The 18,416-nt window shown below is 55.3% G+C and carries 13 protein-coding genes; 6 read left to right on the forward strand and 7 right to left on the reverse strand.

Annotation, left to right across the window (positions count from 1 at the left end; genetic code table 11):
- Positions 1–49 precede the first annotated feature (49 nt).
- Positions 50–1,348: a hypothetical protein gene (locus RID21_RS14080; RefSeq protein ID WP_350189834.1), complete on the forward strand. Its 1,299-nt coding sequence runs from the start codon at positions 50–52 to the stop codon at positions 1,346–1,348.
- Between the two features lie 8 nt (positions 1,349–1,356).
- Here the strand turns inward: RID21_RS14080 and RID21_RS14085 are convergent, their stop codons facing one another.
- The 7 genes from RID21_RS14085 to proC form a co-directional block, all read right to left on the reverse strand.
- Positions 1,357–2,721: a DUF1501 domain-containing protein gene (locus RID21_RS14085; protein WP_350189836.1), complete on the reverse strand. Its 1,365-nt coding sequence runs from the start codon at positions 2,719–2,721 to the stop codon at positions 1,357–1,359.
- 122 nt (positions 2,722–2,843) lie between these two features.
- Positions 2,844–4,172 carry a metal ABC transporter permease gene (locus tag RID21_RS14090; RefSeq protein ID WP_350189838.1) on the reverse strand — a complete coding sequence of 443 codons (1,329 nt, stop codon included), beginning with the start codon at positions 4,170–4,172 and terminating at the stop codon, positions 2,844–2,846.
- Positions 4,172–5,674 carry a metal ABC transporter permease gene (locus RID21_RS14095; protein ID WP_350189840.1) on the reverse strand — a complete coding sequence of 501 codons (1,503 nt, stop codon included), beginning with the start codon at positions 5,672–5,674 and terminating at the stop codon, positions 4,172–4,174. The genes RID21_RS14090 and RID21_RS14095 overlap by 1 nt, the downstream gene beginning before the upstream one ends.
- The gene (locus RID21_RS14100; RefSeq protein ID WP_350189842.1) at positions 5,671–6,486 is read right to left on the reverse strand and encodes a metal ABC transporter ATP-binding protein; all 816 of its coding nucleotides are present in this window, start codon (positions 6,484–6,486) and stop codon (positions 5,671–5,673) included. Before RID21_RS14100 ends, RID21_RS14095 begins: the two co-directional genes overlap by 4 nt.
- Positions 6,487–6,542: 56 nt before the next feature.
- Positions 6,543–7,532, reverse strand: coding sequence for a metal ABC transporter solute-binding protein, Zn/Mn family (locus RID21_RS14105; protein WP_350189844.1), 990 nt, complete (start codon positions 7,530–7,532; stop codon positions 6,543–6,545).
- Positions 7,533–7,649: 117 nt separating this feature from the next.
- Positions 7,650–10,427 carry a prolyl oligopeptidase family serine peptidase gene (locus tag RID21_RS14110; RefSeq protein WP_350189846.1) on the reverse strand — a complete coding sequence of 926 codons (2,778 nt, stop codon included), beginning with the start codon at positions 10,425–10,427 and terminating at the stop codon, positions 7,650–7,652.
- Positions 10,428–10,584: 157 nt separating this feature from the next.
- On the reverse strand, positions 10,585–11,409 hold the full coding sequence (gene proC / locus RID21_RS14115; RefSeq protein WP_350189848.1) for a pyrroline-5-carboxylate reductase: 825 nt from the start codon (positions 11,407–11,409) through the stop codon (positions 10,585–10,587).
- A 304-nt stretch (positions 11,410–11,713) separates the two neighbouring features.
- On the opposite strand from proC, the gene RID21_RS14120 reads away from it, so the two are divergent.
- From RID21_RS14120 to RID21_RS14140, 5 genes are all read left to right on the forward strand, one after another.
- Positions 11,714–12,535, forward strand: coding sequence for a menaquinone biosynthetic enzyme MqnA/MqnD family protein (locus RID21_RS14120; RefSeq protein ID WP_350189850.1), 822 nt, complete (start codon positions 11,714–11,716; stop codon positions 12,533–12,535).
- Positions 12,504–13,634 carry a cyclic dehypoxanthinyl futalosine synthase gene (gene mqnC, locus RID21_RS14125; RefSeq protein WP_145180498.1) on the forward strand — a complete coding sequence of 377 codons (1,131 nt, stop codon included), beginning with the start codon at positions 12,504–12,506 and terminating at the stop codon, positions 13,632–13,634. Before RID21_RS14120 ends, mqnC begins: the two co-directional genes overlap by 32 nt.
- Positions 13,635–13,788: 154 nt before the next feature.
- A complete protein-coding gene (locus RID21_RS14130) occupies positions 13,789–14,559 on the forward strand; it encodes an ATP-binding cassette domain-containing protein (protein ID WP_350189852.1) in 771 nt (256 codons plus the stop codon).
- On the forward strand, positions 14,556–17,087 hold the full coding sequence (locus RID21_RS14135; protein ID WP_350189854.1) for an ABC transporter permease subunit/CPBP intramembrane protease: 2,532 nt from the start codon (positions 14,556–14,558) through the stop codon (positions 17,085–17,087). Before RID21_RS14130 ends, RID21_RS14135 begins: the two co-directional genes overlap by 4 nt.
- 71 nt (positions 17,088–17,158) lie before the next feature.
- Positions 17,159–18,385, forward strand: coding sequence for an amidohydrolase family protein (locus RID21_RS14140; RefSeq protein WP_350189856.1), 1,227 nt, complete (start codon positions 17,159–17,161; stop codon positions 18,383–18,385).
- The last annotated feature ends 31 nt before the right edge of the window (positions 18,386–18,416 follow it).

Here is an 18,416-nt window from a genome sequence, read left to right on the forward strand (position 1 = left end):
CGATTTATGCTGAAGGGGATGTTTCATTCCTGATTCAGTCGAGGACGCCATGCCTTACCAGATTGCTCCCTTCCGCTTTGATGTCACTGTGCCGATCGGTCACTCGTTATGCGGAGGCTGGATTCCTGCCGCATCACGCATTGATTCACCGCTGGAAGGGCTGGGGTTTGTGCTCTTGACTGAGTCACAGCCTGTGGTTGTCTGCACTCTGGACTGGACGGGGCTCTGTAACGATGCCCATCTGCAGCTTCGCCAGGCACTGGCGAAGGCCGCCGGCACGACTGCGGACCGCGTGGCGGTGCAGTGCGTGCATCAACACGATGCCCCGTTTGCCTGCCTGGAGACGGACCGGATAGTGCGGGCGCAAGGAGATCTGCCACCCAACATGGATCCGCAGTTTTTTCAGACCTGTCTTCAGCGTGCGGAGACTGCGGTAAAGGAGAGTCTGAAATCACCACGTCGCCTGACGCATGTCGCATCGGCCCAGGCAGAGGTGGAGCAGGTGGCTTCCAACAGGCGGGTGTTAAACGACCAGGGGAAGATCCTGAAGAATCGAAGTGTGGCGGCCAGTAGCGATGATATTCGTGATCTGCCGGCCGGCGTGATCGATCCCTGGTTGAAGACGGTCGCCTTTTATGACGGCAAAGAGAAAGTCGCAGCCTGCTACTACTACGCCGTACATCCCATCAGTTTCTGTTGTACCGAGGGGCATGTAAACAGTGAGTTCGTGGGACAGGCACGCAAGTTGAAGTCGGAGCATGATGCTCCCGATTGCCTGCACGTTTATTTCACTGGCTGTGCAGGCAATATCAATGCAGGCAAGTATAACAACAGTGATCACCACGAAAATCGACCGGTACTGGCCCAACGAATCTTTGCGGCGATGGAGCGAGCGTCCGAACAACTTCGTCCCGAACCGATCAAGCGGCTGCAGTGGACGACCGCCGATTTCCTGCCCCCGGTCAACCGGGCGTTCTCCATCGCTGAACTGGAGAAACAGATCAATGATCACAGTCGACGGGTGGTGCATCGGAACCGGCCTGCTTTCACGCTGGCCTGGTTGCGACGGCATGCCGCTCAGAAGCCGATCACGTTAAGCGGGTTGCACGTCAACCAGATTTCCATGCTGCACCTGCCGGCCGAGCCGTTCATCGAATATCAGCTGCGAACCCAGATGCTCTACCCCGAACGATTCATGGCGGTGGCTGGCTACGGGGACGGCGGTCCCTGGTATCTGCCGACTGCGGAAGCTTACTTCCAGGGGGGCTATGAAGTCAGTGTGGCTTTCAGTGGCCCGGAAGTGGATCAGCATCTGATGCGGGGTATTAAAGATTTGATGCCGGGTTAGCAGTAGACTCAAATCAGCCCGGCGATCGGTTTGCCGTGCGGCAGGATGGGAATCGGTCGTCCTTGATGGTCGACGAGGGAACGCGAAGAATCGATGCCCAGGTGACGGTAGATCGTGGCCAGCATGTCCTGTGGCGTGTGAGGATTGTGTGTCGGGTATTCGGCTTTGGAGTTGGTGGCACCAACGACCTGTCCCATTTTCAGATTGCCTCCTGAGAAGAGGGCCGTGTAAGCCTGCGGCCAGTGGTTGCGTCCCGTCCCCGAGTTGTTGGAAGAGAGTCGGGGAGTGCGACCGAATTCACCGACGGCGACAACCATGATTTTCTTATCCAGGCTGCGTTCGTGGATGTCCTCGATGAGCGTGGCCAGGGCCTGATCCATGTACGGGAGACGGGTCTGCATGTATTTCGCAAAGTGACCGGGGCGTCCCGCGTTGAGAATGTGATCGTCCCAGTTCGTGAATTCCTGCCCGGTCTTCGGGGTGTTGAAGAACAGCGAGACAACGCCACAGCCGGCTTCCGCCAGGCGGCGGGCGAGCAGGCAACCCTGGCCCCACATGTTGCGTCCGTAGCGGTCACGCAGGCTGTCCGATTCACGGTCGATGTCGAACGAACGGGCGGCATCGGGGCTGGTCAACATCTGAAAGGCGAGGTCGCGGAATTTGTCATTGCCGTGCAGGTCTCCCGTGAGATCGAGATCGCTGCGCAGTTGATCGAACTGTTTGAGCAACTGGCGGCGTTCGAGCAGATGCTTCCCATCCATGCCGGCCTGCAGTTTCAGGGAAGGGGGACGGTAACTGGTTGCAGAAGGCTCGGTCGATTCAAAAGGTCCGTGCTGCATGCCCAGGTAAGTGGGCTGGACCATGTAGAACTTCGAGGGTATCGAGACATAGGGAGGCGTTCCCGCATCGGAGAGACCCCGGACAACGCTGGTGACAGAACCGAAGTCGGGATGTTCGCTTTTCGATTGTGAAGTGGGATCCAGTTTGGAAGGACGTTTCCCAGTGAGAACGATGATCCCCCCATCACTGTGAATGCCGACGTCGTGGTGCAGGGAACGGACAAGCGAGAATTTATCTGCGATTTTGGCCTGTCGCGGAAAGAGTTCGCAGATATCCATTCCCGGAACATTCGTGGAGATCGGATTAAAGAGGGAGCGGTAATCCGAGGGGGCGTCGGGTTTGAGGTCGTAGGTTTCCAGTTGCGAGGGGCCACCGTGGAGGAAGAGGAGAATGACGGAAGTTTCCGGTCGGGTCGGGGCGGCTTCACTGCGGAGAGACAGGAGTTGCGGGAGCGACAATCCCCCCAGGCAGAGTGAGCCGATGCGCATGAATTCGCGTCGGTTCACCGGTCCACTGCAGTAATTGCCCGTCATTTGATTTCATCCCGTTCTGGAGCACCCGACGACGTACTCGGGTGGAACTTTGAAATATCAATGAGCGATTATATGTGTGCGGTTTGGAAAATGCCAGAGGAACCTGTCGGGGAGGATCTGAATCAGGGAGCGTGCTCTTCGGGAGGGATCGGGCGACCGTGGGGATCCTGGTCGGTATCGAGGGTGTCGGCGTTGAGGCGGTCGCGAAGTTCCCGGTCGGTAAAATGTTCGAGTTGCTCGGCCTGGCGGTGAATCGTTTCTGTCGACATTCCTGCGTGTTCAACGAGGTAGTGTTCCCAGAGTCGGTGTGAGCGGACGAGTTGTCGGGCACGGTCCCGACCAGTGTCGGTCAGGGTATAGGTTCCGTTGGCGTGTACGAGCTGGCTGTGCCGCACGAGGTAGCCGAGTGTCAGGCTGGTGGGCAACGGCCGGGAAAAGAGAATGTCCCGCAGGTAGAGGGCGTTTGGTTTGAGTTCCGGATCCCGTTCTTCGATGCGGTACATCAGGGCGACGATGTCATCCGCGAGAATCTGCCAGGCCAGAAACTGGCGTCTCAGAAAGACGATCACCACGCCATGTCGGGGGCCGAACAGGGCAGCGATGATAAACAGTAGACCGGCGGCGACCGCCATCATGCCGGCTGTCGAGGTACTCTGAAAACCAAACCAGTAGGGGACGGTGATGGCACTAATGTGCCCGATGATGGCTGAGAACATCGCCAGTAGAACGCTGAGGACCAGCATGACTCCCAGTCGATCGGTGAGCATATAGGCGGCGGCTGGGGGGACGACGAACATGGCGACAACCAGAATATTGCCGACTGCTTCAAAGCTGGCGACCGCGGTGATCGCGACCAGGGTCATCAGCGCATAATGGATGAGCGTCGCATTGAAGCCGGTAGTGGTAGCCAGAGCCGGGTCGAACGAACTGAGCTTCAGTTCTTTGAGAAATAGAATCACGAACAGCAAATTGATTAACAGTACGATTGAGAGCACAAAGACCACCCGGGGAATTTCCCAGCCGGCGACGAGCACGGTGTCGGCGGGAGTGAGTTCGATCGCTCCATAAAGGACGCAACCCGGATCGAGATCCACACGATCAGCTGCCTGGACAATCATCACCAGTCCCAGGGCAAACAGGGAGGTGAAGACGACGCCCATCGAGGCACCTTCATCCACTTTTCCAAAGCCGCGAATCCACTCGGTGAACAGCGCAGTCAAAATGCCGGCAATAACAGCACCGACAAACATGGGCAGGCTGCTGCGGGAGTCACTGATTAAGAAGGCTGCGGCCAGACCCGGCAAGATGGCGTGCGTGATCGCATCGCCGAGCATACTCATTTTACGGAGTACGAGAAAGTTGCCCAGCAGGGCAGTCGCGGCGGCACACAACATGCCCGCGACGATGATCCAGCCATCCAGAGTCCAGCTCCACTGTTCGAGTCCGCCCATCAGGTGGTCCTCCTGAAAGTGGGGGTACTCAGTGATTGAGGCAGATCAATGTCATGTGGACTCTGCAGAATTCCTTCCGTTGACTGACGAACCAGCAGGGATTCCAGTTCGGCGATCACTTCCGGTTCCAGGACATGCTCAATCGCATCGGCATCCTGATCGACTTTACTGGAAGCGACGTCTGCGTAGGTAATCAGGTAGAGTTCCCAGAGGCGATGCTCGTGCACGACACGGGCGGCTTCTTTCAATCCAGAGAGTGTCAGTTGCACGCGATTGTCTGAGAGTAACGTCACCAGACGTTCGTCCTGGGCACTGCGAATGATTTTCTTGAGGGCAGGCAGGGACCAACTCCGCAGCTGCTCCAGGGCAGAGAGTGAGACCGGTGGTGCACTGTCAGTCACGCCGATCGGGAGTTGCTGATGTGCTTCGAGGTATTCATAAAGGCCACGCAACAGGTGCTGGCGATTGACCTTGGTATTCAGTTCATAACGACGGTACTTGCGAACCAGGATCCCACGAGGGACGCCAAAAATCATGCTGAAGAGGAACATGGCTGTCGCGACGAGAACGATCATTGCACCGGAAGGGAGATTGGGGAAAATCGCACTCATGCCCGAACCGAGCATCCCACTTAAGGCTCCCAGCACCACAGCGACCACTGTCAGCCAGAGCATTTTTTCGGTCCAGAAGCGTGCGGCGGCAGGGGGAATCACGAGCAGAGAGATCATGAGAATCAGCCCCACTGCCTGCAGCCCAATGATCGTTACGATTACAACCAGTCCCATGAGGAGTGTGTCGAGCAGTACCACCGGAAAGCCTCTCGAATCGGCGAAGCCTTCATCGAAGCAGAGTAACGTCAGTTCCTTATACAATAACAATGCTACCAGTACACAGGTCAGTCCAGCACCGCCGATCAGCCAGGCATCGCTGGCGATCATGGAGGCGGTTTTCCCATAGATGAATGATTCGAGACCAGCAGCGTGCCCGGTCTGCATTTGCTGTACGATGTTGAGCAGCGCGATTCCCGCGCCGAAGAAGACGCTGAGCACGATGCCGAGGGCTGCATCTTCCTTGAGTCGGGTCAGATTGCGAATCATCAGGATACCGGCAATGCCCAATAGCCCACTAATGGCCGCCCCCGTTAACAGCAGAGGCAGCGATTTACCGTTCAAACCCAGAGTGCTGCCCATAATGAAGGCGATCGCGATCCCGGGGAGCGTCGCATGGCTGAGGGCGTCACCCATCAGTGCGCGTTTACGGAGCAGGGCGAAGCTGCCGATCATGCCAGCGGACATTCCCAGGAGCGTCGTGCCCAGAATGACAACCCGAGTGTTATAGTCCTGCATGAAGAAGACGCGTCGCCAGTCTTCCCAGGCAGGCCATTCAATACTGCGATCGGTGATGGACCGCTGTGTCTGAATGGACTTGCCTTCGGCAGCCAGGAGAATCTGGCCGGGACTCAGCAGGAGCAGCAGAATCAGCATCCGCGCGCTGAGGCTCATAGCGATTGCTCCCGGCGGCGCATCGTTTCGGTGGCTTCTTCCAGCAGGGTGAGTCGGCCACCATAAGTTTTTTGCAGGTTCTCCGGTGTGAAGACCTGCTCGGTCGGACCGTGATCGATGACTCGCATGTTGAGCAGAATGACGTAGTCAAAGTACTCGGGGACGGTCTGCAGGTCGTGATGAATCACGAGGGCCGTTTTGCCAGCCTGTTTCATTTCCTGCAGGATTTTCACAATGGCTTTTTCGGTGGCGGCATCGACGGCAGCGAACGGTTCGTCCATCAAATACAGGTCGGCATCTTGGACCAGGGCACGGGCGAGGAAGGTCCGCTGCTGCTGTCCGCCGGAGAGTTGGCTGATCTGACGCCGGGCATAGTCGGCGATCCCCACGCGTTCGAGGGCATCCAATGCGCGTTCGCGGTGTTTCTTACGAACAGGCAGGCACCAGCCGATCTCGCGGTAGAGTCCCATCGTGACAACATCGAGAGCATCGACGGGAAAATCCCAGTCAACGCTTTCCCGCTGAGGCACGTAGCCCACGCGGTGCCGGTTTTTCTGATATGGTTTACCGAAGATGTTGACGCGGCCCGAGGCCCTGGGAATCAGTTCCATGATGGCTTTGATGAGCGTACTTTTACCCGCTCCGTTCGGACCAATGATTCCGACCAGTTTCCCCGGCGGAATATCGAAGCTGACATCCCAGATTACAGGCTTACGGTGATAAGCGACCGTCAGGTCATACACGGAGAGGGGGATCTCTGCAGGCGATATTTCAGTCTGCGTTATCGGGCTCTGGTTTTGGGACGAATTCATCGAACTGGATCGATTCATGTTGGGTTTGAAGAAAAGTAGAGACTGAGCTGTGTTTCTCAGGGAGTGAGTTTATCCTGCATGCCTTTTTCCGGGGCAGTGCCCCCCAGCGCCCGGGCCACTATGGTGATATTGTGGTCGAGCATTCCGAGGTAAGTTCCTTCGTATGTCCCCGGTTCTCCCATAGCATCTGAGAACAGTTCTCCTCCTATTTCGATTTGATGCCCCTGCGCGCGGGCTCCTTCAATCAGAGCGGTAATATTCTTTTTAGAGACACTGCTTTCCACGAAGACCGCTTTGATTTTTTTCTTCACCAGCAGATCGACGAGTTCGTTAATCCGTTTCAGACCGGCTTCTGATTCGGTGGAGATGCCCTGTACGCCTTGAACATCGAGTCCATAAGCTCGGCCGAAATAATTGAAAGCATCGTGCGAGGTGATCAATGTGCGACTGTCTTCCGGGATCGATTTCAATGTTTCCAGACCGTACTTGTGCAGTTGCTCCAGTTTCTGTTTATAGGAAGCAGCATTCTTCTCGTAGACATCCGCGTGTTGCGGGTCGTATTGTGAGAGGGCGTCTTTGACGGCGTCGACACATTGAGACCAGGCGGAGACGTCCATCCAGACATGGGGGTCGTAGTGACCGCTAAAATCGTCGGGCTCCAGGAGCGTTTTTTCGTTGATCAGTTCGGTCACCGCATAGACCGGTTTATTGCGCGAGACCTTGATCAGGGTGTCGGTCATTTTGCCTTCGAGCATCAGGCCGGAATAGAAGACAACATCTGCGTTCATAATCGCCACAACATCATCGCGACTCGCTTTATGCATGTGGGGGTCAACGCCGGTACCCATGATCTGTTTCACATCGACATATTCCTGTCCCACATTTTTGACAAGATCGGCGACCATTCCCACGGTCGCTGCGACAGGGATCGGGTACTGGATATTGGTTCCGGATTTCTCTTTTTTGGTCTGAGGCGTCGAATTATCCTGTGACTGACAGCCGACCAGACCGATTAACATCAGGGCGAAAGCGAAGAGCTTTCTCATGATAAGGTATGCTCCGGTAAAGGTTTAGTGTGTGCGGAGTGTTTAAATGTAGCCAAGGCTACATTTTTTATAATTTTATAGCAGGTACCCCGGGAATGTCAACTCCGCGGAAATGCATTACTTCTGAGGCTTGAGGTGTTGATCAAAGAAGCCGATGACCGCAGGCCGGAGGTCGCGCTGTTTAGGTTGGAGGTGAAAGCTGTGTGGAGCGCCTTCGATAATGATGAGCTCAGCGGGGATACCACCTTTTTTCAGCGCGGTCTGCAGGAGCTCTGACTGTTCTACCGGGACCAGCGCGTCTCGGTTTCCGTGCAGGATGAGGAAGGGAGGATCATCGTCTGAAGTATGCGATACTGCAGAGGCCTGTTTGCTGAGTGCCTTTTCTTCTTCTGAGAAGGAGCTCAGCAAGTCTCGAGATTTTGCCAGGGCAATCAGGTCATGTACGCCGTACATGGGGACGACTGCCTGAATGCGGGATGAAAAGCCTGCATAAGGTTCTTCAGGTTCGAGCTGTGGATCGTCGCCGGTCACAGCCAGCATCGCGACCAGGTGTCCGCCGGCGGAACCACCGATCGCCCCGATGTGGTCGGCGTCGATGTGATATTTGTCGGCATGTTTTCTGAGAAAGCGAACGGCGGTTTTACAATCCTGCAAGTGGCCTGGCCAGACCTGTTTGAGGTTATCGGTGAAGCGAGAATGTCTTTTTGCCAACTGGTAGTTGATGCTGGCACAGACGTAGCCTGCTTTGGCCAGATTGGTGCCGATGTTGATTTCGCGGCGGGCGCCTTTGTCACCGCCATGCCAGCCTCCGCCATGAATAATCACGACAGCGGGATATGGGCCTTTCCGCAAGTGGGTATCGGGAAGATAGAGGTCGAGTTTTTCCTCACGGCCTGCCCCCAGGTACTCCACGTTTTTTTGAATTTCTACATGGGAAAGTTCACGTTTGACCCGTTCGGAGGGGGAAAGGAACGTGACCCGGTCCCGGCCTGCAAGCTCGGTGAGTTCTTTAATGTCGAACGCTTTGAGCAGACCGAAGCAGAAGAGTTCGGGCGCCTGGCTGACAGCTTTATCCTGTTCGAGTACTTCCTTGAGCGACCCGTAAGAGTCCTGCAGGCTGATACTTGTGATGGCTGCGGGTTCGATAGCACCTGCCACGAGTGTAAAGAGGCTGCTGCGGGGGCCGACGGACTGGATCTGAACGGTGGACTGCTTCTGGTCGGCTTTCAACCAGCGGGCGATGACAGCGAGCTGGCTGGCCTGAATGCCCAGGGGGCGTTCTCCCACGGCAGCGACAAGCAGACCATACAGGAAGTCACGCTGACTGATTTTCGATTCGCCGAAGTAGAAAGGATCGACGGCGAGCACATTCTGTCCTTCAGCCAGCAGCTTCTCTACAGTTCCAGCCAGACTCTGCCGACCTGCATCTGCGACGACGATAGTGGTGGATTTTGCAGAACCTCGTGAAAATTCCACGGCAGGGACGGTCCAGTTCTGATCGACGTTCAGTTTCCAGAAGGTGACTTTGGTGTCGCCTGCTGATTTGTGGTCGACCTTAGTGCCGATGACTTTTGACTCTGGAGCGGAGATGAGTTTTTTGAGTGCTGCCCGTTGTTTTTCAGGTGTGGTCTTTTTCGCGGGGCGAGGCAGATCCTGACTGAGCTTGAGGGCCAGAGTGTGGAAGTCCGCATTGTCAGCGGGGAGTTCGACCTGCAGTTCCTCTGCTGTTTTCAATTCTTCGTCACAGGGGATTTCTTCGACTGGCAGCGGTTTGCCGGGTTCGGAGAAGTGTGCTGAGAGCATGCGATAGAGGGCTTCGCGATTGTCTTTGAGGAAGTTGTGCGTGCCGGGATCGTCGTTGATGTGCTTCTGCAGATTTTCTTCTTTGTCGTAGAGCTTGAAGATTGGGAAGGCGGCCTTGAGCAGTGGGGGCTGGGCGTATCCCGATTCGAAGCAGCAGTTGTCTTTCGAGTTGTTGGTCAGCAAGGTCGGACGGGGGGCCCGCATCGCGGTCAGGTGTGTGTAGTCGGCGTAGAGCGCCAGGTCGTTTGGCGTCTGTTCGGAATCACCCAGGTCTTTGGTGTGATAGTTACGGGTGAGGAAGCTCGAGTATCCTGCTACCGGATTGGAGAGGGTGACCCGTTCGTCGAGGGAGCTGATAAAGATCGTCTGCCAGCCACCCCCGGAAAGACCCGCGACCGCGACGCGCTGGGGATCAGCGTTAGGATGCGCGAGTAAAACATCGAGCCCTTTTTTCATGGAGAGATAAAAGGGAGCGAGCCCGCTGGTGCCACACAGGTCGAGCTGGTTCATCTTGTAGTGCGTGAAGCCGGGAGAGTTGAGCTGTCCCATGCCGAGCCATTCCACGTTGAGAGCGAGCATGCCCCGCTTAGCCTGATTGATACAGCGGACCTGTTTGTAGTCGGCGGCTTTTCCATCATTGCGATCGTGCCCGTTCACGTTCATCACGACGGGAACTTTGCCCGTCAGGTCATTGGGAATGTAAAGCAGAGCGGGGACCCAGAGTCCGGGGACGGCTTCGAAGCGAAGTTTCTGGATTTTGTATTCGGGACCGCCGGGGATGGTCTCGCCCCAGACGACGTTCAGTTTTGTGTCGCGCCATTTGGCTGCTTCACCGCGATAGACGACTTTGTTCAACACCTCTTTGCGAATGCGGTCATTGACCTTTTCCCATTCGGCGACAGTGCTGACTTCAGGCATGCCGGGGACTTTGGGAGCGATAAATGCCTGGACCTCTTTCCATGGCTGATCTTTTTCCAGGATCGGTTGTTTCAGCCAGTTCTGCAGGTCGGGTTCAGCAGCTGACAATCGCGAAATACTGAGTGAAAGCAGGCTGCAGAAGACGAGTAGAGTGCGGACAGAATGGTGCCTCATGGCTGGAACTCCCGATGAATTCTGGTGGGATCTGATAAATCAATATTGATTCATTCTGCGAAAAACAGGCAGGGAACACAAGTTCGTTAGGAAAATTAAAGAAACAGCACGCGCAGTTTGAACCCCGGTGACTGGCCAGATTTCAGCAAGGTTCTGGTCAGGACTTTTTGCCTAATTCGATGGAACGGAGTGTAGCCGCAGCGACGGCGTTCATGAGGCTGCTACGGAGTCCTCCGGATTCAAGGGCGTGGATGCCGGCGATCGTGGTGCCACCCGGACTGGTGACTGCGTCTTTGAGGGCACCGGGATGTTCTCCGGTCTCGAGAACCATTTCCGCGGCGCCTTTGACGGTTTGTGCGGCGAGCTGAGTGGCGACGTGGCGGGGGAGTCCCATCCGCACGGCACCATCGCTGAGGGCTTCGATGATCTGATAAATGTAAGCGGGTCCGGAGCCGGACAGTCCGGTGACGGCGTCCAGTTGTGACTCGGGGACTTCGACGGCGATGCCGACGGTGGAGAGCAGGGAATCGACCAGGCTGGCATCGGCTTCTGTCGCTTTACCGCCCCGGGCGAATGCAGAAGCTCCCTGTTTGACCAGGCAAGGAGTGTTAGGCATGACACGGATCACGCGGATGGAATCCCCGAGAGTCTCCAGGAAGAGTGAGAGTGGAGAACCGGCGGCGATGGAGACCAGCAGTTGTTTCCCGGTAATAGTGCCTTTCAGTTCCTGCAGGACGTCGGGGAGCTGTTGCGGTTTGACAGCCAGGATCACGATATCAGACTGTTCAGCGACAGTGATATTGGCCTCAAGTGTGGTTGCGCCGGTTTCGTGGGCGAAGTTTTCCCGGGCTGACTCGTAAGTGTCGCTGGCACAGACGTTTTCTGCAGAGGTAAAACCGGAGGAAATGAGACCTCCTGCCAGGGCAGTCGCCATGCGTCCTGCACCAATAAAACCGACTTTCATTTGTCTACTGTCTGACATTCTGGGGGGCTTTCTGCTGTCTGTAGCTGTCAATTCGACTGTATTTTGAGGCTATTTCGTGCTGTCCTCAAATTTTCCTTCGGATAGTCCCTGATAGAGAGGACGTAAACTGCTAGAATACTACTATCTGCGTCTACGATATCAATGTAAGCGTAAGTCACTTTGAATTGTAACACCAACGATCGGAATGTGCATCAGTGCCCGTTTCAGACGTGTTGATCCATAAATGCGAGCTGATTGCGAGATGAAGACGGCCGGTTATAATAAGCTGCAAAATGCAACCGGGAATGAAAGCCAAACGAGAATGTCAGACGTGGTTCCCCCCCCGATTCGTGTGGGGGCGGTCTCTTATCTCAATTCGAAGCCACTGATTCAGGATCTGGAAGATCTCGCGGATAATGCTGAACTGATGTTAGATTATCCCAGCCTGCTGGCCGATGATCTGGCAGAGGGGCGAATCGATGTGGGACTGATCCCGTCGATTGAGGTCATTCGCAGTCCCCATTATGAAGTGATCTCAAATGCCTGTGTGGCGACTCAGGGGCCGGTGCTGAGTGTGAAAATGTATAGTCGCGTGCCTCTGGGTAAAATCAAGCGGCTGGCACTGGACATGGGCTCGCGGACGAGTGCGACGCTGGTCAGAATCATGCTGGCGGAACAGTATGGCGTGTATCCGGAAGTGGAGCCGCTGCCGATCGAACAGACCATTGAAGCGACAACCGCAGATGCGATCCTGCTGATTGGTGATCGGGCGATTCATACGCCGAGTGCGAAGTTCGCTGCGACCTGGGATCTCGGAGAAGAGTGGTTGCGCTGGACAGGGCTGCCGTTCGTATTCGCCATGTGGGCCGTCCGTCGAGATCAGGATACCGGATCGCTGGAGACCGCGTTATGTCAGGCACGCGACAAGGGTGTTTCGATGTTGGACGAGATCGCCCGGCGGGAAGCACCTGAGCTGGGCATTGACGTGGCGGTGGCGGAAAGCTATCTGAAGAATAATCTGAGTTTTTATCTGGGATCTGCAGAGCGTTGCGGATTGCAGCTGTTTCAAGAATTAGCCATTAAAACGGGACTTGCTCCCGAGGGGGTTCCTCTTGTCTTCCGAAATTGCATCTCTGCTGGATAAAGCAGTCGCCGGCGAACGTCTGAACCGAGAAGAGGGGCTCAAGCTGATGGAGTCTCACGATCTGGTTGCGCTGGGCAAGGCAGCCAACGAAGTCACGAAGCGACTGCACCCCGAGCCTTACCGGACCTATAACATCGACCGGAATATCAACTATTCGAATTCCTGTACGGCGGTCTGTGATTTCTGTGCGTTTTACCGGAATCCGAAGTCGCCGGACGTGTATGTGCTCAAACCCGAGCAGCTGTATCAGAAGATCGAAGAGACCATCGAACTGGGGGGAGACCAGATCCTGCTGCAGGGAGGTCTGCACCCAACGTTGAAGCTGGAGTGGTATGAAGACCTGCTCCGCGATCTGCGGGAACGATATCCGACCGTAAACGTGCACGGCTTCAGCCCACCGGAGTTGCATCACTTCACCAAGGTCAACAAGCTGCCTCTGCGCGAAGTGCTGCAGCGGTTGAAAGATGCTGGTCTGGGTAGTCTGCCCGGCGGAGGAGGCGAGATCCTCGTAGACCGGGTCCGCAAGGAAATTACCCGCGGGAAAGCGCTGACCGACGAATGGCTGGAAGTGAATCGGGTATGGCACGAACTGGGGGGCATCTCGAGTGCCACGATGATGTTCGGCCATATCGAGACACTGGCTGAGCGGATTGAGCACCTGGATCGTCTGCGTGAACTGCAGGATGAGACGGGCGGCTTTTCGGCATTCATCTGCTGGACACTCCAGCCTGATCATACCGATATGGATTACGTACCACCTGCTGGGGCATTCGAATATCTGAAGACCCAGGCTGTGAGCCGTCTGTACCTCGATAACTTTAAGAATATCCAGTCTTCCTGGGTGACCCAGGGAGAAAAGACGGGGCAGATGGCACTATTCTTTGGCGCCAATGATATGGGCAGCCTGATGATTGAAGAGAACGTCGTTTCCCAGGCGGGAACGACTCATCACCTGACAGTTGAGACAATTCGTCGCTGTATTACAGAATCGGGATACATTCCCCGCCAGCGGAATGTCTTTTATGAATATATCGATGATCCTGATTCTAATGGTCCTGCAAGGGGTTCTGGTCGCGTTCCTCTGCCTGTGCTGAACTGAGAGAAAATCGGTCAGAGAACCAGCTCAGTGCAGCCGATTCGCCATGATAGGTTATGCTTACTTATATTAATGAGATATCGGTAAGCCTCTTCAGTCTGTCGATTTCCTGTTGAAGATCGACAGGTGTATCAGGCAGCAGGAATAATGGACGGATATGATTCACATCGAGCACCTGAGTAAAAGTTTCGATGATTTGCGACGTGGCAGCATTGTCGCACTCGATTCAGTGAGCTTCGATGTCCAGGCTGGAGAAATCTTCGGCCTGCTGGGACCCAACGGTGCAGGCAAGACAACCTGTCTGCGATTGTTGAGCACCGTGCTGCAGCCTACAGCCGGAACCGCGACGGTGGCCGGTTATGATGTGCGAACGCATCCCCAGGAAGTCCGCTCCCATATCGGCTTCATGTCAGGCAATACGGGGATCTATGACCGGATGACGGCCTGGGAGATGGTCGAATACTTCGGGCGCCTGTACGGGATTGAAGAAGGCCCCCTGCAGGAGCGGCTGGAGTGGATCTTTACCACGCTGCAGATGCAGGACATTCGGGACATGCTGGGCTCGAAGATGTCCACGGGGATGAAGCAGAAAGTTTCAATCGCCCGTACGATCGTGCACGATCCACCTGTGTTAATCTTTGACGAGCCGACTTCAGGCCTGGATGTGCTGGTAGCACGAGCGGTTCTGAAGACGGTGGAAGCATTGCGCGAAGAAGGTAAATGCATCATCTTTTCGACACACATCATGCGGGAAGTGGAGAAGCTCTGCGATCGGGTGGCGGTGATTTATAAAGGCACCATCCTGGCAATCGGCAGTATTCCGGAACTCGAGGAACAATATCACGAATCGGATATGGAAGAACTGTTTTTCCATCTCATTCAGAAGCATGAAGATGAGCTGGCGATGAAGGCGCAGACAGACCAATGATACAGTGGAAGAATATCAAGCTCATTTTGATGCGTGAATTACGCGACCAGCTCCGTGATCGGCGGACGCTGTTCATGGTCGCCATTCTCCCACTGCTGCTCTATCCGGCGATGGGCATCGGAATGGTGCAGATGACTGTGATGTTTTCGGAGCAGCCGCGGAATGTCGTGCTGCTCGGGGCGAAGGATCTGCCTCAGCATCCACAGTTGCTGGAAGGAGATCGATTCGTCTCCAACTGGTTTATGAATCCCGCCGATGCGGAAAAATTGCGGGTGATTACCGATGTACCGGTTTCTGAAGATGACCTGTCCGACATTGATAGCGAAGAGCGGGAAAAACTGCTGGAGCAGGCCCATAAACTGGAAGTGGATCTGAAACTGCATCAGCAACTTCTGGATGCCTGGGATCAGTTGCAGGTTCGACTGAGTCAAATACAGACGAAGTTAGCTCAACACCCGAAGCAGCATCAGAAAGAAACGACTGAGGACGGCCCTCAGTCAGAAGAAAAGCAGCAACTGGTTCAAGAGCAGAAAAAACTTGGTACTGAGAAGATCGAGCTGGCTGAACAGATTACCCAGAGTAATGCACGTCTGAGTAAGCAGTTTGCTGAGAGTCAGATTCAAGTTTTGATTCTGTTTCCCCCGAATCTCTCCAAAGAGCTGGAACTGGTCAGTCAAAAACTGGCCCGACATGAGCCGATCGATTTTGATCCGGCCGTCTCCCTGCGTCCACTGGTACTGGAAAATACTGCGGATGAAAAATCGCGGCTGGCATTCACTCGTGTTCAGGAAGCTCTGGATGCCTGGGAGAATGCGATTCTGCGAGACCGATTGAGCCGTGCCCGGTTACCGGAAAATCTGCCGAATCCGATCAATCCGGATGTGATCGACCTGGCACAGGATGATCAGCTGGCTGCAAACCTGTGGAGCAAGCTGTTTCCGGCGTTGCTGATCATCATGGCAGCGACGGGTGCTTTTTACCCGGCGATCGACCTGGGGGCCGGTGAAAAAGAGCGGGGTACGATGGAGACGCTGCTGATTTCACCCGCGCGTCGCACAGAAATCGTGCTTGGTAAATTCCTGACAGTGATGATCTTCAGTGTTTCGACGGCGCTGTTGAACCTGGCGAGTATGGGTTTCACCGGCAAACATATGGTGAATGTGGCAGGCAGTGGCGCGTTGTCGAAAATCGGTGATCTGTCGTTTCCTTCTGCTTCTGCACTATTCTGGATTGTGATTCTACTGATTCCGCTTTCGGCGTTATTCAGCGCCCTGTGTCTGTCACTGGCGACCTTTGCCCGCAGTAGTAAAGAGGGACAGTATTACTTAACACCACTATTGATGGTGACGCTGGGATTGACCGTATTCTGTCTGTCACCTGCTGTGGAGATCAATGCGTTTTACAGTATGATGCCGATCGTCGGGGTGGCTTTGCTGTTGAAAGGAATGCTGCTGTCTGCGGTGAATGCGGGTACCTTATATGTGTATGCGATTCCGGTGCTGGTATCGAGTATCGGTTACAGTCTGCTGGCACTCTGGTGGGCCATCGATCAGTTTCAGCGGGAAGACGTATTGTTCCGGGAGGCGGAACGGTTCGAGCTGGGATTGTGGCTTAAGCACCTGATGCGGACCAAAGACGCCTTGCCCAGTTTTGCGGAGGCCGGCTTCTGTTTCGTGATCATCATGTTACTGCAGTTTGCCGTGATGAATACGATGCGGGATGCGATTCTGACCGCGCCTGAATCGATGCGGGCAGTACGGAGCATGCAGTTGCTGATGATCCAGCAGCTGGCGATCATTGCGACACCAGCGTTGATCATGGGGATCATGCTGACGACCAGCGTGCGGAAGACGTTTCGTCTCTTTTTGCCCAGCTGGGGTTTCTGGGGCGTAGGACTTTTGTTGCCCTTCATGCTGCATCCGTTGTCGCTGGAACTGTCGGCGAGTCTGCAGTGGTTCTTTCCAAAATTGCCACCCGGTGCGGCGGCGATTATCAAAGAAATGTCTGATCCCAATCAGTCTTTGTGGTTTATTCTGCTGGCATTTGCAATCGCACCGGGGATTTGTGAGGAAATCGCATTCCGTGGATTTATGCTGAGCGGGTTTGGCCGCCGGGGCCGCGTCTGGCTGGCTGTGATTCTCTCGAGTGTGACGTTTGGTGTGATGCACCAGATTCCACAACAGGTATTTAATGCGACCCTGATGGGGCTGGCTCTGGGGCTGGTCGCGGTTCACAGTCGCAGTCTGTTTCCCGGGATCGCGTTCCATATGATTTATAATTCGCTGTCGGTATTTCGCGAACGGATCCCGGAAAAATGGGAACCGACACACGGTCTGCAGTATTTTGTCAGTATGCAGCCTGAGGGCTTAAGGTATTCCTGGCCGCTGCTGGTCCTGTGTGCTGTGGTCGCATTTCTGCTGCTGCGGTGGACGATTCTGCAGTCCCGCCCGGCCGTCGATCCGAATAGCTCTTCCACGGATTCTCTGACGTCTCCGACCTTCAACCGTCGACTGACGGATACCAAATAGGTATCGGGCTGATATAATGGGTGACGTCACTGTTATCCCCCGCTGATCTTTGTTTTGAAAAACACAGTCTCTTGGAACGTCAGATCTATCAAGCACGTTGGGTGTTCCCCGTAGCGGGACCACCGCTGCCAGATGCTATCGTCGAGATCGAAGGGACCCGCATTGCGGCCGTCTATGCAGGCTCACATCCTCAAGCGATCGATCTGGGCAATGTGGCTCTGATTCCGGGGCTGGTGAACGCCCACACGCATCTGGAATTCAGTCAACTGCGTGCCCCACTTGAACCAGCTTCCCCGTTCACCGACTGGATTCGGGCGATCATGAAGTCCCGATTTGAGACCGCGCAACCGGTCACGGAACGGATTCAGCTGGGTATCGCCGAGTGCCTGTCGTCGGGAACGACTCTAGTGGGTGAAATTGCGACAAGCGTCGAGAGTCTGCGATTGTTTAATACGGAGTCCCAGGTTCCCCGGGCAGTCGTATTCCGGGAATGCCTGGGGTTTACTCCCGATCGTATCGCGGGGCAGGAGCAGGTTGCCGATGAGTTTCTGGCGGAACCCCTCGCACCAGCGGCAGTCGAGCGGTTATGCCCGGGCTTGAGTCCGCATGCCCCGTACAGTGTTCATCCCGATTTATATCTGAATCTGGTGCAGCAGGCCCGGGATCAGGGAGTGCCTGCCGCTGTTCATCTGGGGGAGACGGCGGCGGAATATGATCTGCTGGAACGCAAATCAGGCGCATTTGTTGACCTGCTGAGTGAGCTCGGGCTGTGGGATCCCGAGATTTTGAAAGACGGGATGCGGATGACCGATTACCTGGCTCCATTGGCAGAATTACCGGCTGCTCTGGCGGTACACGGTAATTATTTTGGCCCAACCGAGTGGGAATTTCTGAGGGGAGCACCGTCGATTTCGGTGGTTTATTGTCCTCGTACGCATCACTATTTCGGGCATCCTGAGCACCCGTGGCTGTCGATGATCGGGCAGGGCATCAATGTTGCGCTGGGGACGGACAGCCGGGCTTCAAACCCGGATTTGAGTCTCTGGAGAGAGCTGCAGTTCGTGCGCGAAAATTATCCGCAGGTGGCGACGGCACTCATTCTGGAATGTGGTACGCTCGCCGGAGCCCGTGCTTTGGGGTATTCCGACGATACAGGTTCGCTGGAGGCAGGAAAAGCAGCAGATCTGGCCCTGATCCAACTACCTGACGATTTTGACGGGGGAACGGATACTGATCTTTTGTTAGATTCCCGTTCTTATGTGGCCCGGGTCATGCTGAATGGGCAGTGGATCAATTGATTTCAACTGAAATCACGTTACCCTATAATGT

The sequence above is a fragment of the Gimesia sp. genome, from assembly GCF_040219335.1.
In the GTDB taxonomy this organism is placed as follows: domain Bacteria; phylum Planctomycetota; class Planctomycetia; order Planctomycetales; family Planctomycetaceae; genus Gimesia.

Excerpts from the sequence above, each read along its gene's own strand:
- proC (WP_350189848.1), bottom strand. The coding sequence starts at position 11,409 with ATGTCAGACAGTAGACAAATGAAAGTCGGTTTTATTGGTGCAGGACGC.
- RID21_RS14090 (WP_350189838.1), bottom strand. The coding sequence starts at position 4,172 with ATGGGCGGACTCGAACAGTGGAGCTGGACTCTGGATGGCTGGATCATC.
- RID21_RS14130 (WP_350189852.1), top strand. The coding sequence starts at position 13,789 with ATGATTCACATCGAGCACCTGAGTAAAAGTTTCGATGATTTGCGACGT.
- RID21_RS14120 (WP_350189850.1), top strand. The coding sequence starts at position 11,714 with ATGTCAGACGTGGTTCCCCCCCCGATTCGTGTGGGGGCGGTCTCTTAT.
- RID21_RS14135 (WP_350189854.1), top strand. The coding sequence starts at position 14,556 with ATGATACAGTGGAAGAATATCAAGCTCATTTTGATGCGTGAATTACGC.
- RID21_RS14110 (WP_350189846.1), bottom strand. The coding sequence starts at position 10,427 with ATGAGGCACCATTCTGTCCGCACTCTACTCGTCTTCTGCAGCCTGCTT.
- RID21_RS14095 (WP_350189840.1), bottom strand. The coding sequence starts at position 5,674 with ATGAGCCTCAGCGCGCGGATGCTGATTCTGCTGCTCCTGCTGAGTCCC.
- RID21_RS14080 (WP_350189834.1), top strand. The coding sequence starts at position 50 with ATGCCTTACCAGATTGCTCCCTTCCGCTTTGATGTCACTGTGCCGATC.
- RID21_RS14100 (WP_350189842.1), bottom strand. The coding sequence starts at position 6,486 with ATGAATTCGTCCCAAAACCAGAGCCCGATAACGCAGACTGAAATATCG.
- RID21_RS14105 (WP_350189844.1), bottom strand. The coding sequence starts at position 7,532 with ATGAGAAAGCTCTTCGCTTTCGCCCTGATGTTAATCGGTCTGGTCGGC.
- RID21_RS14085 (WP_350189836.1), bottom strand. The coding sequence starts at position 2,721 with ATGACGGGCAATTACTGCAGTGGACCGGTGAACCGACGCGAATTCATG.